18 protein-coding genes are annotated in these 20,449 nt (G+C 36.7%); 16 read left to right on the top strand and 2 right to left on the bottom strand.

All coding sequences use genetic code 11. From position 1 onward, the window contains the following. Nucleotides 1-56: 56 nt before the first annotated feature. The 6 genes from AC0IXC_RS18360 to hpf all read left to right on the top strand — a co-directional run bounded on the left by AC0IXC_RS18360 (nt 57) and on the right by hpf (nt 5,353). Complete coding sequence (locus tag AC0IXC_RS18360; protein WP_002089608.1) at nt 57-371, top strand: winged helix-turn-helix transcriptional regulator; 315 nt, start codon at nt 57-59, stop codon at nt 369-371. Between the two features lie 264 nt (nt 372-635). After that, nucleotides 636-1,982: a C40 family peptidase gene (locus AC0IXC_RS18355; protein ID WP_471653119.1), complete on the top strand. Its 1,347-nt coding sequence runs from the start codon at nt 636-638 to the stop codon at nt 1,980-1,982. A 130-nt stretch (nt 1,983-2,112) separates the two neighbouring features. Further along, nucleotides 2,113-3,462 (top strand): ATP-dependent helicase ComFA, encoded by a 1,350-nt coding sequence (gene comFA / locus AC0IXC_RS18350; protein ID WP_193652142.1) that lies wholly within the window; start codon nt 2,113-2,115, stop codon nt 3,460-3,462. Further along, the gene (locus AC0IXC_RS18345; protein WP_471653118.1) at nt 3,462-4,166 is read left to right on the top strand and encodes a phosphoribosyltransferase family protein; all 705 of its coding nucleotides are present in this window, start codon (nt 3,462-3,464) and stop codon (nt 4,164-4,166) included. Before comFA ends, AC0IXC_RS18345 begins: the two co-directional genes overlap by 1 nt. A gap of 126 nt (nt 4,167-4,292) precedes the next feature. Continuing rightward, nucleotides 4,293-4,490: a cold shock protein CspC gene (gene cspC, locus AC0IXC_RS18340; protein ID WP_001990088.1), complete on the top strand. Its 198-nt coding sequence runs from the start codon at nt 4,293-4,295 to the stop codon at nt 4,488-4,490. Between the two features lie 320 nt (nt 4,491-4,810). Further along, entirely contained in the window at nt 4,811-5,353 is a 543-nt protein-coding gene (gene hpf / locus AC0IXC_RS18335; RefSeq protein WP_002034758.1) for a ribosome hibernation-promoting factor, HPF/YfiA family, read from the top strand. Nucleotides 5,354-5,456: 103 nt separating this feature from the next. Here the strand turns inward: hpf and AC0IXC_RS18330 are convergent, their stop codons facing one another. Continuing rightward, complete coding sequence (locus AC0IXC_RS18330) at nt 5,457-5,891, bottom strand: VOC family protein (protein ID WP_471653117.1); 435 nt, start codon at nt 5,889-5,891, stop codon at nt 5,457-5,459. An 81-nt stretch (nt 5,892-5,972) separates the two neighbouring features. On the opposite strand from AC0IXC_RS18330, the gene AC0IXC_RS18325 reads away from it, so the two are divergent. The 10 genes from AC0IXC_RS18325 to AC0IXC_RS18280 all read left to right on the top strand — a co-directional run bounded on the left by AC0IXC_RS18325 (nt 5,973) and on the right by AC0IXC_RS18280 (nt 18,643). After that, nucleotides 5,973-6,911, top strand: coding sequence for a helix-turn-helix transcriptional regulator (locus AC0IXC_RS18325; RefSeq protein WP_085312788.1), 939 nt, complete (start codon nt 5,973-5,975; stop codon nt 6,909-6,911). 253 nt (nt 6,912-7,164) lie between these two features. Next, nucleotides 7,165-9,672, top strand: a complete 2,508-nt coding sequence (gene secA / locus AC0IXC_RS18320; RefSeq protein WP_002034761.1) for a preprotein translocase subunit SecA — start codon at nt 7,165-7,167, stop codon at nt 9,670-9,672. 143 nt (nt 9,673-9,815) lie between these two features. Then, nucleotides 9,816-10,914 (top strand): peptide chain release factor 2 gene (prfB, locus tag AC0IXC_RS18315; protein WP_100248371.1). Its coding sequence is split into 2 segments (ribosomal slippage): nt 9,816-9,887 and nt 9,889-10,914, totalling 1,098 coding nucleotides; the frame shifts between segments, so codons are not numbered across the junction. Between the two features lie 456 nt (nt 10,915-11,370). Beyond that, complete coding sequence (gene cccB, locus AC0IXC_RS18310) at nt 11,371-11,694, top strand: cytochrome c551 (protein ID WP_002016129.1); 324 nt, start codon at nt 11,371-11,373, stop codon at nt 11,692-11,694. Nucleotides 11,695-12,017: 323 nt separating this feature from the next. Beyond that, nucleotides 12,018-12,704 carry a cell division ATP-binding protein FtsE gene (gene ftsE / locus AC0IXC_RS18305; RefSeq protein WP_002016128.1) on the top strand — a complete coding sequence of 229 codons (687 nt, stop codon included), beginning with the start codon at nt 12,018-12,020 and terminating at the stop codon, nt 12,702-12,704. Further along, nucleotides 12,694-13,587, top strand: a complete 894-nt coding sequence (ftsX, locus tag AC0IXC_RS18300) for a permease-like cell division protein FtsX (RefSeq protein WP_002089596.1) — start codon at nt 12,694-12,696, stop codon at nt 13,585-13,587. Before ftsE ends, ftsX begins: the two co-directional genes overlap by 11 nt. Nucleotides 13,588-13,705: 118 nt before the next feature. Continuing rightward, on the top strand, nt 13,706-15,142 hold the full coding sequence (locus AC0IXC_RS18295) for a S41 family peptidase (RefSeq protein ID WP_012261984.1): 1,437 nt from the start codon (nt 13,706-13,708) through the stop codon (nt 15,140-15,142). A 95-nt stretch (nt 15,143-15,237) separates the two neighbouring features. Beyond that, nucleotides 15,238-16,422, top strand: a complete 1,185-nt coding sequence (locus tag AC0IXC_RS18290; RefSeq protein WP_172798714.1) for a PDZ domain-containing protein — start codon at nt 15,238-15,240, stop codon at nt 16,420-16,422. A gap of 128 nt (nt 16,423-16,550) precedes the next feature. Continuing rightward, nucleotides 16,551-18,266, top strand: coding sequence for an ABC transporter ATP-binding protein (locus AC0IXC_RS18285; RefSeq protein ID WP_341087107.1), 1,716 nt, complete (start codon nt 16,551-16,553; stop codon nt 18,264-18,266). Nucleotides 18,267-18,331: 65 nt separating this feature from the next. Continuing rightward, a complete protein-coding gene (locus AC0IXC_RS18280) occupies nt 18,332-18,643 on the top strand; it encodes a YbjQ family protein (RefSeq protein ID WP_002112849.1) in 312 nt (103 codons plus the stop codon). A gap of 133 nt (nt 18,644-18,776) precedes the next feature. Here the strand turns inward: AC0IXC_RS18280 and abc-f are convergent, their stop codons facing one another. Continuing rightward, complete coding sequence (gene abc-f, locus AC0IXC_RS18275; RefSeq protein ID WP_326996743.1) at nt 18,777-20,411, bottom strand: ribosomal protection-like ABC-F family protein; 1,635 nt, start codon at nt 20,409-20,411, stop codon at nt 18,777-18,779. Nucleotides 20,412-20,449 lie beyond the last annotated feature (38 nt).

The raw sequence follows: 20,449 nt of genomic DNA, 5'->3' as shown, positions 1-20,449 counted from the left end.
TTTTATTACTTACTTTTTACAAGAAACTATATTATAATAGAAGAGAGGTGAAACATATGGAGCATAATTCTTGTTTATGTCCAAAGTTTGAGTCAGCTTTTACAATGCTTAGTAAGAAATGGACTGGCTTAATTATTAAATCTTTGCTCGAAGAGCCGAAACGTTTCAGAGAAATCGCAGATATTATACCGAATATGAGCGATCGTATGTTGTCAGAACGTTTAAAGGAATTAGAAGGCGAAGGTATTGTAGTTCGTAATGTTTATCCAGAAGTACCAGTTAGAATCGAGTACGGTGTAACTGATAAAGGGAAAGCGTTGGAAAGTGTTATGGATGAGGTCCAAAATTGGGCTGAGAAATGGATGAAGTAACGTTTCTATTTCATTCATATTGGAGTATTTTCAAAACGTAAGGGGTTCCCTTACGTTTTTTTTCAATCCTATAAAAAACGGTGTAAGGCTCTTAAAATTCTACATATATATACAAATTTAGATATACTTTGCTATAGAGATAAATGTAATATTACATTTATTTTACAAAACCGTAACATTAGCAAAAAAACTCCCGAATTATGGTATAAATTTTAATAGGTTATATACGGAAAATGAAAAAAAGAAAGCGGTGTAAAAAATAAAATGAAAAAGCTAAAAATGGCATCTTGCGCATTAGTTGCAGGGTTAATGTTTTCTGGGCTAACACCAAATGTATTTGCAGAAGATAAAATTTCTGACGTGAAATCACAAATTAACACACAAAATGATACTTTACATAAACAACAACAAGAACGTGATGAATTACAAAAACAAATGAATGACTTAAACAAAACAATCCAAGGCTTGGATAAGTCTGTTCAAGAGAACGCTTCAAAACTTGATGAAACAACAAAAAAAGTTTCTGATACTGAGCAATTAATCGAAAATAAAAATAAAGATATTGCAGAACTACAAACAAAGATTGCAAAACGTGAAGAGTTATTAAGAAAACGTTTAGTTGCACTACAAGAACAGCCAAATACGAACATTGTAACAGAAGTTCTTGTAAACTCTAAAAACGTTGCAGATTTAGTTGATCGTTTAGCTTCTGTGTCTAAAATTATGGAATCTGACGAAGATATCATGAAAACACAACAAGAAGATCAAACGAACGTGAAAAAAGATGTTGAGACAGTAAAAGAAAAACAAAAAGAATTAAAAGAAGCACAAGCTCAAATTGAAACTGCTAAGAAAGAACTTGACGTTGAAAAAGAGAAAAAAGCAACAGCAGTAAACGATTTAAGTGGTAAAATGGATACAGTTGTAACTACAATGACAAGTACGGAAAGTCAATTGCAAGATCTTGAGAAACAAGCACTGCAATTACAACGTATTGCGGAAGAAGAAGCGCAAGCAAAAGCGGCACAAGAAGCTGCTGCTCAAAAACAAGCAGAACAAGCTGCTAAAGAAGCACAAGCTCAACAAGCTGCACCAGCGCAAGCGCCTGCAGAACAAGCTGCACCAGCAAACAATGCTGGACAAGCTCAAAAAGAAGAACCTAAAAAAGAAGAACCTAAAAAAGAAGAACCTAAAAAAGAAGAACCTAAAAAAGAGACACCTAAACAAGAAAACAAAAAACCAGAGCCAGCACCAGGGCCAACTCCGGATCCTGGCGTGATTGGTAAAGCACGACAATACTTAGGTATGCCATATGTTTGGGCAAGTGCATCTCCATCAAACGGTGGTTTTGACTGTAGTGGATTCATTTCTTACGTATTTGGTGTAGGACGTCAAGATGTTAATGGATATTGGAATTCAGTTTCGAAAGTAAGTAGCCCGCAGCCGGGAGATTTAGTATTCTTCCAAAATACTTATAAAGACGGTCCATCTCACATCGGTATTTACGTTGGTAACGACCAAATGATTCATGCTGGTGATAAAGGGATTGCTTACGCTAGCTTAAGCAGTAGCTACAACCAAAAACATTTCTTAGGATACGGTAGATTCTAGGATTTATAACTGAATAAAAAACGTGTATAAAGTCGATAGCTTACTATTTTATAAGTAGGTTATCGGCTTTTTTGAGTTTTTACGAGATAAAGAGAAGGATTTATAGTAGTGCTGGAGGTGGCTATTGATGATGTTAGCTGGTAGACAGTTACTGTTAGAAGAACTCTCTTCAGATTTGCAGAATAAATTGGATCATCTGAAAAGGAATCGAGACGTCGTTTGTGTGCAAGGGGTAATTAAGAAGTCTTCAAAATATATGTGTCAGCGCTGCGGAAATATAGAGCAGCGACTATTTGTATCATTGCTATGTAAAAGGTGCAATGAAGTATGTACGTATTGCCGGAAATGTATAACGATGGGCAGGGTAAGTGAATGTACTGTACTTGTTCGCGGGATTGCTGAAATAAGCGGAGAAAGTTATTTGAATCCGTTACAGTGGGAAGGCGTTTTGTCTGACGGTCAGGAGTTAGCTGCGCAAAGTGTCGTTGACGCTGTTAAGCAGAAAGAATCATTTTTTATTTGGGCGGTGTGCGGGGCTGGAAAAACAGAAATGTTGTTTCGCGGAATTGCAGAGGCACTACAAAAGGGAGAAAGAGTTTGTATTGCAACGCCGAGAACGGACGTTGTACTTGAATTAGCACCAAGATTACAAGAAGTGTTTCCAAATATAAATGTAGCTGCTTTATACGGAGGGAGTTTAGACCGAGAAAAAGATGCGGCGTTAATCGTTGCAACTACACATCAATTGTTACGTTATTATAGGGCGTTCCATGTCATGATTGTAGATGAGATAGATGCTTTTCCGTATCATGCAGATAAGATGTTGCAGTATGCAGTAAACGAAGCGATGAAAGAGAAGGCAGCACGTATTTATTTAACTGCAACTCCAGATGAAAAGTGGAAGCGTAAGTTGCGAAGTGGTAAGCAAAAAGGGGTTATTATTTCAGGGCGATACCATCGTCATCCATTGCCAGTTCCGATATTTCAGTGGTGCGGAAATTGGAAAAAGGGTCTTATACGTAAAAAAATTCCTCGTGCTTTATTACAATGGTTAAATCTGTACTTATCGAAACGATACCCCATTTTTTTATTTGTTCCTCATGTGCGATATGTAGAAGAAATTAGCCAGTTATTAAAATCATTAAACAATCAAATTGACGGTGTGCATGCAGAAGATCCGGCGAGAAAAGAGAAGGTAGCAGCTTTCAGAAAAGGAGAAATCCCTTTATTAGTTACAACGACGATTTTGGAACGAGGAGTAACTGTTAAAAATTTGCAAGTTGCAGTTTTAGGAGCTGAGGAAGAAATATTTTCAGAAAGTGCTCTCGTTCAAATTGCAGGGCGTGCTGGCAGAAGCTCTGATGAACCGCATGGAGATGTTATCTATTTTCATTATGGAAAGACAGAGGCGATGGTTCGTGCGAAAAAACATATTCAAAGTATGAATAAGAATGCTAAAGAACAAGGACTGATAGATTGATGCATTGTCTACTTTGTGATGAGTATATTTCATATGCGATTAGTTGGTACACTTTTTTTGTTAAGCTTCATAAAAAGTATATATGTGATAGATGTGAGCAAAAACTTTCCTATATTATAGGAGATATTTGCAAGGAGTGTGGTCGGCCTTTAGAACTTGTACCAGCTGAATATAAAAATGGGGATATTTGTATGGACTGCATAAGGTGGACGAACGAGCAGGGGTTTCCGTCTCTCATAAATCGTTCGTTGCATGTGTATGATGAAGGGATGAAAGAAATATTAGCACAGTTTAAATTTCGAGGAGATGCTGAATTAGTGCATATTTTTCATCAGCCTTTTCGAAGTCTTTTTCAAAAATATTTTGCGAATGTTTCAGTTGCCATTCCGGTCCCTCTTAGTGAAGAGCGAGAATACGAGCGTGGTTTTAATCAAGCAGAGTTACTAGCTTCTTGTTTGCCTATGAAAATGCTTTGTACATCATTAAGAAGAATAGAAACAGAAAAACAAAGTAAGAAGAAGCGTAAAGAAAGGATATCGGGAGTTAATCCTTTTTATTTTCAGGGAGAAGAGATGTTTCATGAGCAACACGTTTTAATCGTGGATGATGTGTATACGACAGGAATTACTGTTAGGCAAATTGGAAGCCTTTTGTATGATCGAGGAGCGAGAGAGGTTTCTTGTTTGACGCTTTGTAGAGGTTAATATGTGAATGTCGAAAGGAGTAATAAAAAGACGACAGGTCTTCTTTGACTTACAGTCTTGTCATTCGTTATAGTCAGAATATGGGGCGAATGCCCTGATTTTAAGAGTGAAGGGAATGGAATGAACATGCAAGGACGAGTAAAATGGTTCAATGCAGAAAAGGGATTTGGGTTTATTGAGCGTGAAGATGGTGACGATGTGTTTGTTCATTTTTCTGCTATTCAACAAGATGGGTATAAGTCGTTAGAAGAAGGTCAACAAGTGGAGTTTGATATTGTTGATGGAGCACGTGGGCCACAAGCGGCTAATGTTGTGAAACTGTAAAAATTAAGTTTTTGGAAAAGATAGAGCTGTATTTTTAGCAGCATTATATAGATGGCGAAAGCTCTTGTTCGTAACAAGGGCTTTTTTGTTTTAGAGGAGTTGTCAAAAAGTTGTCTCTTTTCTGTAACTAATTGTCCACAGTTACATTCGTTATTCACGATGTTAATAGGATAAAATAAAGATAGAAACGATGCATCTTTTCATTTCAACAAAAAACGATAAAAAAATCGCAATTCCACTAATTTTTTAAAAAAATTAGAAGGAGTTTTTAAGCCAATGTCGAAATTATAGTACATAGGCTTGAAAGGAGGAATTCATCTATGAAATTCAACATTCGTGGTGAAAATATTGAAGTAACTCCAGCATTAAAGGAATATGTAGAGAAAAAGCTAAGTAAATTAGAGCGTTATTTTGATACATTCCCAGAGATTAAGGTTAATTTAAAAGTATACTCTGACAAGCAACGTATCGAGGTAACAATTCCATTTACAGATTTATTACTTCGTGCAGAAGAAACAAATAGCGATATGTACGCTGCGATTGATTTAGTAGTTGATAAAATTGAGCGACAAATTCGTAAACATAAAACAAAGGTAAACCGTAAATTACGTGAGAAAGGTTCTGTGAAAACTAACTTTATCCTTCCGGAAGCAGTAGCTGTTCTGGATGCGGTAGAAGAGGATGAATTAGAACTTGTACGTACAAAACGATTCGATTTAAAACCGATGGACGTTGAAGAAGCGATCTTGCAAATGGATATGCTAGGACATAGTTTCTTCGTCTTCACAAATGCTGATACAAATGAAACTAATGTTGTATATGGCCGTAAAGATGGGAAATATGGTTTAATCGAAACAAAATAATCATTCAAAAGCGCAGCCGAAATGGCTGCGCTTTTTTTATATGTTTTTGCCTTTCTATCTTGTAATATTGATATGAATTTAAATGGCTTATTCGTAATGAAATTTAGAAGTCATGTTTTGTAACGGTCAATTGTATTACTATTCCAAAAGGATCTCGCACAATGGCGTAACCAGGGCTGAAGGAGTTTTTTTCAAAAGGTGTTAAAATATAAACCTCATCATGTTGAATTAGATTGTGATAGAGTGCTTCAATGGTTTGGAAATCTTTAGATTGAATGCATAATGATGAGCTATTACTTAATTGCCAAGGACGTGTGGAATCCACTGCCTGTTCTGCAATCATAATTTTATTAGTGCCAATTTGTAAAACGGAATGGGTAATATAATGTTCTTGGCTTTCTTTATACGTGAAATTCGGATCTATTTCTTTATAATTCTTTTTAAATAAAACTTTTGCGTCTAAATACTGTTCGTAAAATGCAATTGCTTTAGCACCTTGCCCATTTAATGATAAAAAAGGGATTACTTCAAAGTTCATTGTATTGCCTCCTTTATATATGTTTACACTTATTACTATACAAATATAGGTGCCACGCATTGGCACCTATAGGGAGAGTTTATGAAAAAAGTTGAGCGTTTAAATCAGATGCTACGTTTTATTAATCAAAAACAAATATTCACATTGAAAGATTTAATGGATGAATTTCAAATTTCAAAAAGGACAGCTTTACGTGATATTGCATCATTAGAGGAAATGGGTGTACCTCTTTTTGCAGAGTATGGTCGGTATGGAGGGTATCGTTTAATAAAAACGATGACATTACCACCGATTTCATTTACAAATCATGAAGTTTTTGCACTTTATTTTGCAATGCAAGCACTAAGTAGTTTTGTAAGTATTCCTTTTCAAATCTCGTTTCGTTCGATTAATAAGAAATTTTTAGATAGTGTTTCGTCAAAACAGCGTGAGCAAATTGAAAACTTGCAAAAAAGAGTGTCCTTTTTTCATTTGGAACAAGCACATGAATGTGGTTATCTAGAAGAGATTTTGTTAGCTGCTGTTCAAAATAGGGCTTTAACTATAAACTATGTAACGCCGAAACAAACGACAATGCGCCGTATTCAGCCGATTTCGATTTATGCAATGAAAGGTTATTGGTATTGTCAGGCTTACGATTTAGATAAAGCGACTTATCGAGTGTTTCGCTGTGATCGTATTAGGTCGTTAGAAATGGTAGATGCTCAGGATAGTCTGGATTTGGAAAATATAAATATACATAACGCACATAGTCTTTGGAAGGCAACTGAACAAGCTATTCAATTTAAATGCTCAATTACTGCGAGGGGGATAGAGATATTCAAGCAACAACAATATCCTTCGATGAAATTATGGGAAGAATGTGAAGATACATATTTAATAGGAACTTATGAGCCTGCTGAAATCAACTTTATCATTTCATATCTAGCTAGTTTTGGTAAAACTATAAAAATAATTGAGCCATCTTCTTTAAAAGAGAACTTGAAAGAATACTACTTAGATTTAATACAAAATTTGTAACGAAGAGATAGTAGTTTGTTGGAAGAAATAAAATAAAATAAAAACTTTTTCTGAATCTACGGCTCGACATTTGGACGATTGTTGTCATAGTTATAAGACAAGTGTTACAATTATCATTAGGTTTATACATTTTAGTTTTTTAATTAGGAGAAAAATTGGCATAACATAAATTTGATTTTTATAACGACTGATTGTAAAGAGAAAAAGAAAGCAATCGGAAGTTTTATTTTAATAAAAGAGGAGCGTATTTCCTATGATCGGTATTTTAAAAAAGGTATTTGATGTCAACCAACGCCAAATTAAACGTATGCAGAAGACAGTGGAGCAAATTGATGCATTAGAATCATCTATTAAGCCGCTAACTGATGAACAATTAAAAGGAAAGACGATTGAATTTAAAGAACGTCTAACAAAAGGTGAGACAGTAGATGATCTACTTCCTGAAGCTTTTGCGGTTGTTCGTGAAGCAGCGAATCGTGTTCTTGGAATGCGTCCATATGGCGTACAGCTAATGGGTGGTATCGCCTTACATGAAGGAAATATCTCTGAGATGAAAACAGGTGAAGGTAAAACGTTAACATCTACTTTACCTGTATATTTAAACGCATTAACAGGAAAAGGTGTTCACGTTGTTACAGTCAATGAATACTTAGCGCAACGTGATGCGAGCGAAATGGGACAACTTCATGAGTTCCTTGGTCTAACTGTAGGGATTAACTTAAATAGTATGTCACGTGAAGAGAAACAAGCTGCTTATGCTGCTGATATTACGTATAGCACAAATAACGAGCTTGGGTTCGATTACTTACGTGACAACATGGTGTTATATAGAGAGCAGTGCGTTCAGCGTCCACTTAATTTTGCTATCATCGATGAAGTCGATTCTATTTTAGTCGATGAAGCACGTACGCCGCTTATTATTTCGGGACAAGCTCAAAAATCAGCAGAGCTATACATGTTTGCAAATGCATTCGTTCGTACATTAGAAAATGAAAAAGAATATTCATTTGATGTGAAAACGAAAAATGTAATGTTAACAGAAGATGGTATTACGAAAGCTGAGAAAGCTTTCCATATCGATAACTTATTCGATTTAAAACATGTAGCACTTCTTCACCATATTAATCAGGCGCTTCGTGCACACGTTGTTATGCACCTTGATACAGATTATGTTGTACAAGAAGGCGAAATCGTAATCGTAGACCAATTCACTGGTCGTCTTATGAAAGGTCGTCGTTATAGCGAAGGTTTACATCAAGCTATTGAAGCAAAAGAAGGCGTAGAAATTCAAAATGAAAGTATGACGCTTGCAACAATTACGTTCCAAAACTACTTCCGTATGTACGAAAAATTATCTGGTATGACTGGTACAGCAAAAACGGAAGAAGAAGAATTCCGTAGTATTTACAATATGAATGTTATCGTAATTCCAACGAATAAAGATATTATTCGTGATGATCGTGCTGATTTAATCTTCAAATCAATGGAAGGTAAATTTAATGCAGTTGTTGAGGATATTGTAAATCGTCATAAGCAAGGGCAACCTATTCTTGTTGGTACAGTTGCAATTGAAACGTCAGAGCTTATTTCAAAAATGTTAACACGTAAAGGTGTACGTCATAATATCTTAAATGCAAAAAACCATGCGCGTGAAGCAGATATCATTGCAGAAGCTGGTATGAAAGGCGCTGTAACAATTGCGACGAATATGGCTGGTCGTGGTACGGATATTAAGTTAGGCGACGATATTAGAAACGTCGGTCTAGCAGTTATCGGTACAGAGCGTCACGAAAGTCGTCGTATTGATAATCAGTTACGTGGTCGTTCTGGTCGTCAAGGGGACCCTGGTGTAACACAGTTCTACTTATCAATGGAAGATGAACTAATGCGCCGCTTCGGTTCTGACAATATGAAAGCGATGATGGATCGCCTTGGTATGGATGATTCACAGCCAATCGAAAGTAAAATGGTTTCTCGTGCGGTAGAATCTGCGCAAAAACGTGTGGAAGGAAATAACTATGATGCACGTAAGCAGCTATTGCAATACGACGATGTACTTCGTCAACAACGTGAAGTAATTTATAAACAGCGTCAAGAAGTAATGGATTCAGAGAACTTACGCAGTATTATTGAAGGTATGATGAAATCTACGATAGAACGTGCTGTTGCACTTCATACGCAAGAAGAAATCGAAGAAGATTGGAGCATTAAAGGTCTTGTCGATTACTTAAATACGAACCTTCTTGAAGAAGGAGATGTAAAAGAAGAAGAGTTACGTCGCCTTGCTCCAGAAGAAATGAGCGAATCAATTATCGCGAAATTGTTAGAGCGTTATAACGAAAGAGAGAAGCTTCTACCTGAAGAGCAGACGCGTGAATTCGAAAAGGTTGTTGTATTCCGTGTTGTAGATACGAAATGGACAGATCATATCGATGCAATGGATCACCTTCGTGAAGGTATTCATTTACGTGCTTACGGACAAATCGATCCACTTCGTGAATACCAAATGGAAGGATTCGCAATGTTCGAGTCGATGATTGCTTCTATTGAAGAGGAAATCTCTCGTTACATTATGAAAGCTGAAATTGAGCAAAACTTAGAGCGTCAAGAAGTTGTTCAAGGTGAAGCTGTTCATCCATCAAGCGATGGCGAAGACGCGAAGAAAAAACCGGTTGTAAAAGGTGACCAAATGGGACGCAACGATTTATGTAAATGCGGTAGTGGCAAGAAATATAAAAACTGTTGTGGCATTGGGCAGTAATAGGGAACTGTAGTTCAGGCTGCTTTGCAAACTTTTACATCAAAAATGTATAATGAAAAGGTTTAAACTCTCTCCGTAATAAGTGGAGAGAGTTTCCCTTGTTTTCATATGAAAGTAACAGCAATTACATAGAGGTGAAGGAAATGGAATTAGTAGAAATTAGGCAAGAACTAGAAAAAATGGCTAAGAGATTAGCGGCTTTTAGGGGGTCTCTTTGACCTTCCTACTAAGGAAAAACAAATTGCAGAATTAGAAGAAACGATGATGGGCGCAGGATTTTGGGATGACCAACAAGGCGCACAAGCTGTAATTAATGAAGCGAATGCGCTGAAAGATATGGTTGGAAGGTTCCGTCAGTTAGATGAGACGTTCGAAAACTTAGAGATGACGCATGACTTACTTAAAGAAGAGTATGATGAAGATTTACATGAGGAACTAGAATCAGAAGTGAAAACTTTAATTCAAGAAATGAATGAGTACGAGCTGCAGTTACTATTAAGCGATCCTTATGATAAAAATAACGCTATTTTAGAATTACACCCAGGTGCAGGTGGAACAGAGTCACAAGACTGGGGTTCTATGTTATTACGTATGTACACGCGCTGGGCTGAAAAACGTAGGTTTAAAGTAGAAACGGTTGACTACTTACCGGGCGATGAAGCTGGTATTAAGAGTGTTACATTATTAATTAAAGGTCATAACGCTTACGGTTACTTGAAAGCGGAGAAAGGTGTACATCGTCTTGTACGTATTTCACCGTTCGATTCTTCAGGTCGTCGTCATACATCGTTCGTATCTTGTGAAGTTGTACCTGAATTCAATGATGAAGTTGAAATTGAAGTGCGTACAGAAGATTTGAAAATAGATACGTATCGTGCAAGTGGTGCAGGTGGACAGCACGTTAATACGACAGATTCAGCAGTTCGTATAACTCATCTACCGACAAACACGGTTGTAACATGTCAGTCAGAGCGTTCTCAAATTAAAAACCGTGAGCATGCGATGAAAATGCTAAAAGCGAAATTATATCAAAAGAAATTAGAAGAACAACAAGCACAATTAGATGAGATTCGCGGAGAGCAAAAAGAAATTGGATGGGGAAGCCAAATCCGTTCTTACGTATTCCACCCGTATTCTCTTGTGAAAGACCATCGTACAAATACAGAAGTTGGTAACGTACAAGCAGTTATGGATGGAGAAATTAATCCGTTTATTGATGCGTATTTACGTTCTCGTATTTAATAAGAGAAAAAGCCAACAGAATTGTTGGCACATGCTGAGGTCCAAGAGGATATAAAGAGGCTTATCTTATTTATATTGATGAAATAAAGAGGAAGAGAAGTTGGAAACGACAACTTCTCTTTTTGATGAGATTATATGTAGAATACGATGCCGTATATTGTTTTGTAAAAGGTAGAGAATAGTAAAACAAAGTGGTAATAGAGTAGGACTTTATATAGAATTTCTCAGTTTTGATTGGAGAAAAAGGCTCTTTATAGAATTTTTTAAGGTGTTCACAGAATTGAAACAATTTATGAAAGCTTATTTTATTAGGCTTCTCACTATATTTGTGAAAAATATGAAGTACACATTAGTTTTTCTATATAAAGATAATGCTTATAATGAATATTGAATGTGTTATGAAAACTATTGCCTAGTTATGAATGAAAAGAATATCAACAATGGGGAGCGATAGAAGTGAAAAAGAAATTGTTGGCTATTACGCTGGGGACGTCAGTCGTTTTTGCTTTAGGAGCATGTGGAAATAAAGAAGAGAGTAAACCATCAAAACAATCTGCAAGCACAGATAGCGCAGAGCAAATTTACCAAAAAAGTTGTATAGGTTGTCACGCTAAAGATTTATCAGGAGCAACTGGACCAGATTTACGAAAAGTAGGACAGAAATATGACGCAGCAGAGATTGAAAAGATTATTGAAAAAGGCCGGGGTTCAATGTCACCAGGAATTATTCAAGGTGAAGATGCGAAAAAAGTAGCTGAATGGTTAGCGGAGCATAAATAAGAAACGTAATTAATAAACGAGCTGATTGTATAACTTGACCGAAAAGTACTTCGAGTTAAGTAATTACATGAGCTCGTTTACCTTTTATTAGGATGTAACATAACTGTAACAAAAATGTATCCGAATTGGAAACCGATTGATGTTACAATGGGGTTTGTAGAATTTTGATGAAATATATTACATAGAGTAGCGTTGCTAATAAAAAGCATGTATGGAAGCTACCTTCAACAAGAATGGTCGAACGAAAATAAAGGTTTTTCTTTTATTTTCAAATGTACAGAAAAGTATTTCTAAAAAAATCATTAAGTATTGGGTGATAAATAATGATAAAAATGACGAATGTTTATAAGGAGTACCCAAATGGTATGAAAGCCATTGCTGGTCTCACAGTTAACATTAAACAAGGTGAATTCGTATACGTAGTTGGACCGAGTGGAGCCGGAAAATCTACATTTATTAAAATGATGTATCGTGAAGAGAAGCCATCTACAGGATCAATTAATGTAAATGGACTTGTAATTGAAACATTAGCAGAAAGAGATGTTCCATATTTCCGTCGTCAATTAGGCGTGATTTTCCAAGATTTTAAATTGCTACCTAAATTAACGGTATATGAGAATGTTGCGTTTGCTTTAGAAGTAATTGAAGAAGAGAAGGAAGCGATTCGTGAGCGCGTTACAGAAGTGTTAGGTCTTGTTGGTCTTGAAGAGCGTGCCGATGCACTTCCAAATGAGCTTTCGGGCGGAGAGCAACAACGTGTGGCGATTGCAAGAGCGATTGTAAATAAGCCAAAGGTTGTAATTGCCGATGAGCCAACAGGTAACTTAGATATTGAAACAGCTCTTGATATTATGAAGATTTTTAAACGTATTAATGAGCGTGGTACAACGATTGTTATGGCGACACATAACGCAGATATCGTAAATACAATTCGTCATCGTGTAATTGCAATTGAAGGCGGAAGAATTGTTCGAGACGAGATTGAGGGAGGATACGGATATGAAGGCTAAAACCCTTAGTCGACATTTGCGAGAAGGTGTGAAAAATCTATCCCGTAACGGATGGATGACATTTGCTTCTGTAAGTGCAGTAACAGTTACATTATTACTTGTAGGTGTCTTTTTGACAGCGATTATGAATATGAACCATTTTGCGACGAAAGTAGAGCAAGATGTAGAAATTCGTGTGCATGTTGATCCAGCAGCAAAAGAAGCTGATCAAAAGAAATTAGAAGAAGATATGAGTAAAATTGCGAAAGTAGATTCTATTAAATATTCTTCTAAAGAAGAAGAGTTGAAACGTTTAATTAAAAGCTTAGGCGATAGTGGAAAAACGTTCGAGTTATTTGAGCAAGATAACCCACTGAAAAACGTATTTGTTGTAAAGGCGAAAGAACCAACAGATACGGCAACAATTGCGAAAAAGATTGAGAAAATGCAGTTTGTAAGTAATGTTCAATACGGTAAAGGTCAAGTTGAAAAATTATTTGATACTGTAAAAACTGGTCGTAACATCGGGATTGCATTAATTGCGGGTCTTCTATTCACAGCGATGTTCTTAATCTCTAACACAATTAAAATTACAATTTATGCTCGTAGTACTGAGATTGAAATTATGAAACTTGTTGGTGCAACAAACTGGTTTATTCGTTGGCCGTTCTTGTTAGAGGGATTATTCCTAGGAGTATTAGGATCAATTATTCCAATTGGCCTAATTTTAGTTATGTATAATTCGTTGCAAGGTGTGTTTAATGAAAAACTTGGCGGAACAATTTTCGAGCTTCTACCATACAACCCATTCGTATTCCAATTAGCTGGTTTATTAATGTTAATCGGTGCATTAATCGGTATGTGGGGAAGTGTAATGTCAATTCGTCGCTTCTTAAAAGTATAAAAAGTTGCAAACATAATTCGTACAAGCTTATCATATAGTAGAAATAGGTAAAGGCATCACACATCGTGTGATGCCTTTTGCTACACCACCTGTGTGTTCTGGAAAGGGGAATTCCGCATTGAAACGTAGAGTTGCAATTATTGGAATGGTTGTTGCATTTTTAATTGGTGCTGGCGGGATGTTTGGTGGTATGTACTGGTTTGGGATAAACCCAGCGTATGTAACGCAAACAGTATCGAATGGTAATGCTGGCACAGCGCAAGGGAATTTGGTAAAGATTAATGAGGCGTATGCACTAATTGATTCACGTTATGTGGAAGACGTGAAAGACGACAAATTAGTCGAAGGTGCGATACAGGGAATGTTGTCTACGCTGAAGGACCCTTATTCCACGTATATGGATAAAGAAACGGCAAAACAGTTTAGTCAGTCATTAGATCCTGAACTTGAAGGGATTGGAGCTGAAGTGAACAAGACGGACGGTAAGCTTATTATCGTATCGCCAATTAAAGGTTCACCAGCAGAAAAGATAGGAATTAAACCGAATGACCAAATTTTATCTGTAGATGGAAATAGTGTGAAAGATTTATCACGTGAAGAAGCAGTATTAAAAATTCGTGGTAAAAAAGGAACGACTGTTGCAATTGAAATTAAGCGCGCAGGAGTGGCTGATCCGATAGAATTTAAAATTAAGCGTGAAAAGATTCCGATTTTCACTGTATTTAGTTCCGTAAAGCAAGATAGCGGAAAAGATATCGGTTATATGCAAATTACTTCTTTCGCTGAAAATACTGCGAAAGAATTTAAGGATCAGTTAAAAGAGCTAGAGAAGAAAAACATAAAAGGCTTAGTTATTGACGTGCGTGGTAATCCTGGCGGTTATTTAAATAGTGTAGAAGATATACTAGGAGACATCATGACAGATAAAAAGCCAATGCTACAAGTAGAACAGCGAAATGGTGAGAAGAAGAAATTCTCTACGGAACTGAAAGAGAGAAAGTCATATCCAATTTCAGTATTAATTGATAATGGAAGTGCTTCTGCTTCAGAGATTTTAGCTGGTGCGCTAAAAGAAGGAGAAGGATACGATTTAATTGGTGAAAAAACGTTTGGTAAAGGTACTGTTCAACAGGCTGTTCCATTTAAAGATGGCAGCAACATTAAATTAACAATGTTTAAATGGTTAACACCAGATGGCAATTGGATTCATAAAAAAGGAATCGCGCCAACTGTAGAAGTGAAGCAACCAGATTATTATCATGCGACACCAATTCAAATTGAAAAGACACTTTCATACAATTCAAATGATGTACAAGTAAAACACGCGCAAGAAATGCTTAAGAGCTTAGGATATGTACCAGGACGTGAAGATGGATACTTTAGCAAAGAGACAGAATCAGCACTAAAAGCATTCCAAAATGCGAATGAGATGGAAGCGACAGGGCAACTTGATAAAAAGACAGCTGAAGCGATTCAAACTAAAATCATTGAAAAAATCCGTTCTGGAGAAAATGATTTACAATTACAGACGGCATTGAAATTAATAGCGAAATAAGAAAGAATACAGGCACTTTGATGCCTGTATTTTTTTATGTGTTAAATATGATAAGATAAAAAGAAAGAATGATATAAATGGTGGTGAATGAATTCGTGGAGGCATGGCTTTTTGAAATACTACGAGCGGTTGGACGTTTTTTCTTACACCCTGCTGTCTATGTATTTTTAATTAGTAGTATCTTCGTTGGATACTTACGTATATTACGAGAACGAAAAGATTTTTCTTTTAAAGTATATGATATTTGGTTTGAACTACGAACAACTCTATTTGCAGGTATTGGGTACGGATTAATCGTATCTATTATTACGATTGGGCTTGGGCTTGTTGTTTCAAAAGCGAGTTTATGGGCAATTTTACTTTGGACGTTATTATTCGGATTAACTGCTATGTATCGATATTTATCTGTAGCTTATACTTTCGGAATCGCGATTGCACTCGTGTTGTTATCGTCTAAGATGCCAGTTTCCTTCTTACAGCTTGGAGAAGGTGAAGAGGGTACGATTGTATCCCTTGCTATTTTACTAGGCGTTATGCTCGTTGTAGAGGGTTTATTAATCTCTAAAAATGCAGTTCGTTATTCTACGCCGAAAATTAACAAAGGTAAGCGTGGGCTACGAATTGGACTACATGAATCCAATCGTTTATGGCTTGTACCAGTATTTATTCTTATACCAGGAGACGCGGTGACAGGATTTATTTCTTGGTGGCCTGTCGTTTCAATAGGTTCGACTACATACTCTTTATTCCTCGTTCCATTTTTAATTGGATTTATGAGAAAGGTTAGAAGTTATGAGCCGACGGAAGCTTTGTTATTTACAGGAAGACGTGTCTATGGTTTAGCGGGGCTCGTACTCGTTTTAGGTATCGCAAGTTACTGGTGGCACGTACTTGCAATTATCGCGATGGGAGTCGCAATGCTTGGACGCTTTACAATCTCGATGCAAGAGAAAATTGCAGACGAGAAAAGACCAGCATACTTTGCCGCACGTAATGATGGACTTGTTGTGTTAGATACAATTCCGAATACAATTGGGGCAGAGATGAATTTAAAACCTGGAGAAGTTATTACGAAAGTAAATGGAATCATTCCAAGAAGTACCGAAGAGTTTTATGACGCGCTTCAAACGAAGACGACAGGAGCGTTTTGTAAATTAGAAGTAGTAGATACAAATGGTGAGCTTCGTCTTGCTCAAACGGCATTATACGCCGGGGGACATCATGAATTAGGTGTTGTATTTGTTCAGCAAGAGCACGAATGGGATTCGGAAGCTATATAAAATAAAATGGAAACCTTCATCAAATATAGATGAAGGTTTTTTTAGTTTCATAGACGGATAACTTGAATAATTATTTGATAATGGTTATCATTTAGAGAGTCTTTTAATTTGGAAAAGGGAGGAAAGATATGCTACGTAAATTTTTTTCTTACTATAAACCGTACAAAGGTTTATTCGTACTCGATTTTTCCTGTGCAGTTATTGCAGGTTTACTCGAACTTGGTTTCCCGCTTATCGTAAATCAATTTATTGATAAGTTATTACCAGGACAAAATTGGACGCTTATTTTATGGGCTTGTTTCGGCTTGTTCGTAGTTTATGTGTTAAATGCAGGTTTGCAATATGTCGTTACATATTGGGGACATATGCTTGGGGTTAACATTGAAACAGATATGAGGCAGAAATTATTTGATCACATTCAAAAGCTATCATTCAGATTTTTTGATAATAATAAAACAGGTCATTTAATTTCACGTCTTACAAACGATTTAATGGAAATTGGGGAAATTGCTCACCATGGACCAGAAGATTTATTCATTGCCATTATGACTTTAGTTGGAGCATTTTCATTTATGATGATGATTAACTGGAAGTTAGCACTTCTAACATTCTTCGTAATCCCGTTCTTATTATGGTTGGCACTTTACTTCAATAAAAAAATGACAGGTACGTTTAGACGTTTATTCTCAGACGTTGCTGATTTCAATGCATGTATCGAGAACAATGTAGGTGGTATCCGCGTTGTACAAGCATTTGGAAATGAAAAGTTTGAGAAAGAGCAATTTGCTGTAAATAATGCTCGTTTCCGTACAACAAAATTAATGGCGTATAAAATTATGGCGTTAAATTCATCGATTAGTTATATGCTGATGCGTCTTGTAACACTCTTTGTATTAATATGTGGTACATGGTTTGTTCTGCAAGGTGAATTAACGTACGGTGGATTTATTGGATTCGTTTTATTAACGAATATTTTCTTCCGCCCAATTGAAAAAATTAATGCGGTTATTGAAAGTTATCCGAAAGGAATCGCTGGTTTTAAAAGATATGTAGAACTTCTGGAAACAGAGCCGGATATTGTAGATTCTAAAGGTGCAATAGAAGTTAAACATGTACACGGCGATATTCAATACAATAACATCACGTTCGGATATGAAAATAAAGAGCCGATTTTAAACGATATTAGTTTGAAAATACATGCAGGTGAAACAGTTGCTTTCGTTGGACCATCAGGGGCAGGGAAAACAACACTATGTAGTTTATTACCTCGTTTTTATGAACAATCATCTGGATCAATTCAAATTGATGGCATTGACACCAAAGAGATGACGTTATCGTCACTTCGTAAGCAAATCGGAATTGTACAGCAAGATGTTTTCTTATTCTCAGGAACAATTCGTGAAAATATCGCTTACGGAAACTTAAAAGCTTCAGAAACTGAAATTTGGCAGGCGGTAAAACGTGCTCAGCTAGAGGACTTAATTTACTCGCAATCAGACGGTTTAGATACAGTTATTGGTGAGCGTGGTGTGAAACTTTCAGGAGGACAAAAGCAGCGCTTAGCAATTGCCCGTATGTTCTTGAAGAACCCGCCAATTTTAATTTTAGATGAAGCAACTTCTGCGCTAGATACAGAGACAGAACTTGCTATCCAAAAATCACTTGCAGAACTATCTGTTGGCCGTACAACATTAGTTATCGCTCACAGGCTTGCAACTATTAAAAATGCAGATCGCATCGTCGTTGTAAATAAAGACGGTATTGCAGAACAAGGTTCACATGAGGAGCTAATCAAACGAGGCGAGGGTTACAGCCGATTGTATGAGGCGCAGTTTAGTTCGTAAATATAATTTCTGCTGAATTAGTGCACCATAAGTAAGTGGAAATCTTATTTGGGAGGCTACAAAGCATGATTGTAACAACAACTTCTACAATTCAAGGGAAAGAAATTATTGATTATATCGATATCGTTAATGGCGAAGCAATCATGGGTGCGAATATCGTGCGTGACCTTTTCGCTTCTGTCCGTGACGTTGTCGGTGGTCGCGCAGGCGCCTACGAAAGTAAATTAAAAGAAGCGCGCGACATTGCAATGGAAGAGATGAAAACTCTCGCAAGACAAAAAAATGCGAACGCCATTGTTGGTATCGATGTGGACTACGAAGTAGTTCGCGAAGGAATGCTAATGGTTGCGGTGAGTGGGACTGCTGTCCGTATATAAAGTGAAAAGCCGTGCTGGTGCACGGCTTTTTGTTGTTATTGTGTCTAACATGATAGGTAGGGTGATATTCTATGTCGAAGCCTCGATATTTCTTGGGAAATGTGGAAGGTCCCGTCGATATATGGGGAAGACATTAGAGCGCTTCTTTACACTGCCGAATTCGAACTAATAATTTTTCGTATTCTTGTTCGAGAAATGTGATGTCATCATGCTGATTTGGGATAGAAATCCGGCTGATGATTTCTGTTAATTTTGTTTGTAATCGCAATAATTCTTGTTCAGTAACGTTTACAGAAGCTTGGGTGGTTCTTTTTGTGTATTGCTCGTAATTGCCGTGGAATATTCTTGGTTCGCTCTCATCTATTTGTAGAATATGGTTTGCAACAGAACGAATAAAGGCACGGTCATGGCTAATGAAAAGTATTGTACCAGGATACTCCTGTAACATGCTTTCTAATTCTTCTTGCGTTGCCAAGTCTAAATAGTTTGTCGGTTCGTCGAGCAGAAGCATATTATAGTTTCCTAAAAATACTTTTGCGAGTGCAACCTTCATGCGTTCTCCACCACTTAAGATGTGCACAGGTTTATGAACATCTTCACGGCGGAATAGGAGCCGTGCAAGTATTGTTCGAACGAACGATTCTGTATAGTTTGTTTCTTCTAGAACGTTTTCTAAAATTGTTTTATCTGTTTTTAAAATAGATAATGTTTGTTCAAAGTATCCAATTTTACAACTTTTCGAAAGCTGAATGCCACGCTCGTTCGCGAGAAGCATTTTGAACAAAGTTGTTTTTCCGCTTCCGTTTTCCCCTAAAATAGCAAGTTTTGCCCCAGGGACAATTGTTCCATTCATATTTTTAAATAATGTGCGATCCCCTATTTTCTTCGTTGTTTTATTAAATTGAACAACTGCTTTACTATGAATTGGTGTGTGGTATTGTACGTCAAACTGAGCTTGAGAAAAGTCCTTCGGTTTTTCTTTCTGTTCCAACTTTTCAAGGCGTGTTTCTAGTGCTTTCGCTACTTTGCTAACATTTTCTTGCCCATGAGCCCCGCTGCACTTATAAAGTTTAGATTCAGATGAACTGAACCGTGTTGGGATTTTTGTCATGCTAGAAGCACGTTGCTTTCTTTGTGAAATTGACTGTTCTAACCGATTTTTTTCTTGTATATATTGATCATATTCTGCTTCCTTTTGTATTCGCTCACGTTCTTTTTGCTTTCGATAGTTTGAATAATTACCTTTATATTCTTGAATAGTACCGTCTTCAACTTCGATGATTTTTGTACATATGGCATCTAAAAGATCACGATCATGCGATATTAAAACAAGTGCACCTTTATAAGATAAAAGTGCCTTTTCTAATTGCTCTGTACCGAACATATCTAAGTGACTTGTTGGCTCATCAGCAAATAGAATGCCTGCATCTTCTTCGAGGGCATGGGCGATCTTTAGGCGCATTCGTTCACCGCCGCTCATTGAATTTGCGACGTTTGAAATATTCCATTTTCCTTTAGCGAGGGAAGAAGCGGTTTCCGGTATCCCCTCGCTAAGCTGTGGAATGATGGCGATAGAACTATGATGAGTTACTGTGCCTTTGTCAGTTTCTATTTCTTTACTTAATATTTGTAATAACGTAGATTTTCCAGCTCCGTTGACTCCGACAATCCCTATACGATCGTTTGCTTGAATTTCTAGTGATGGTAACGTAAATATGGTGCGATCACCAAAGCTCTTTTCGATATTACGTGCGATTAAAATAGTCATAAAAAAACCTCCCTAGTTTCACTAGAGAGGATAAATGT

Source organism: Bacillus sp. AC266, from assembly GCF_979253805.1.
Note: the sequence above shows the minus strand (reverse complement) of the source record. Positions and strands in the feature narration are given on the sequence as shown.

What these genes read in the sequence shown, in the direction of transcription:
- AC0IXC_RS18360 (WP_002089608.1), top strand. Translation starts at nt 57, where the DNA reads ATGGAGCATAATTCTTGTTTATGTCCAAAGTTTGAGTCAGCTTTTACA.
- AC0IXC_RS18355 (WP_471653119.1), top strand. Translation starts at nt 636, where the DNA reads ATGAAAAAGCTAAAAATGGCATCTTGCGCATTAGTTGCAGGGTTAATG.
- comFA (WP_193652142.1), top strand. Translation starts at nt 2,113, where the DNA reads ATGTTAGCTGGTAGACAGTTACTGTTAGAAGAACTCTCTTCAGATTTG.
- AC0IXC_RS18345 (WP_471653118.1), top strand. Translation starts at nt 3,462, where the DNA reads ATGCATTGTCTACTTTGTGATGAGTATATTTCATATGCGATTAGTTGG.
- cspC (WP_001990088.1), top strand. Translation starts at nt 4,293, where the DNA reads ATGCAAGGACGAGTAAAATGGTTCAATGCAGAAAAGGGATTTGGGTTT.
- hpf (WP_002034758.1), top strand. Translation starts at nt 4,811, where the DNA reads ATGAAATTCAACATTCGTGGTGAAAATATTGAAGTAACTCCAGCATTA.
- AC0IXC_RS18330 (WP_471653117.1), bottom strand. Translation starts at nt 5,891, where the DNA reads ATGAACTTTGAAGTAATCCCTTTTTTATCATTAAATGGGCAAGGTGCT.
- AC0IXC_RS18325 (WP_085312788.1), top strand. Translation starts at nt 5,973, where the DNA reads ATGAAAAAAGTTGAGCGTTTAAATCAGATGCTACGTTTTATTAATCAA.
- secA (WP_002034761.1), top strand. Translation starts at nt 7,165, where the DNA reads ATGATCGGTATTTTAAAAAAGGTATTTGATGTCAACCAACGCCAAATT.
- ftsE (WP_002016128.1), top strand. Translation starts at nt 12,018, where the DNA reads ATGATAAAAATGACGAATGTTTATAAGGAGTACCCAAATGGTATGAAA.
- ftsX (WP_002089596.1), top strand. Translation starts at nt 12,694, where the DNA reads ATGAAGGCTAAAACCCTTAGTCGACATTTGCGAGAAGGTGTGAAAAAT.
- AC0IXC_RS18285 (WP_341087107.1), top strand. Translation starts at nt 16,551, where the DNA reads ATGCTACGTAAATTTTTTTCTTACTATAAACCGTACAAAGGTTTATTC.
- AC0IXC_RS18280 (WP_002112849.1), top strand. Translation starts at nt 18,332, where the DNA reads ATGATTGTAACAACAACTTCTACAATTCAAGGGAAAGAAATTATTGAT.
- abc-f (WP_326996743.1), bottom strand. Translation starts at nt 20,411, where the DNA reads ATGACTATTTTAATCGCACGTAATATCGAAAAGAGCTTTGGTGATCGC.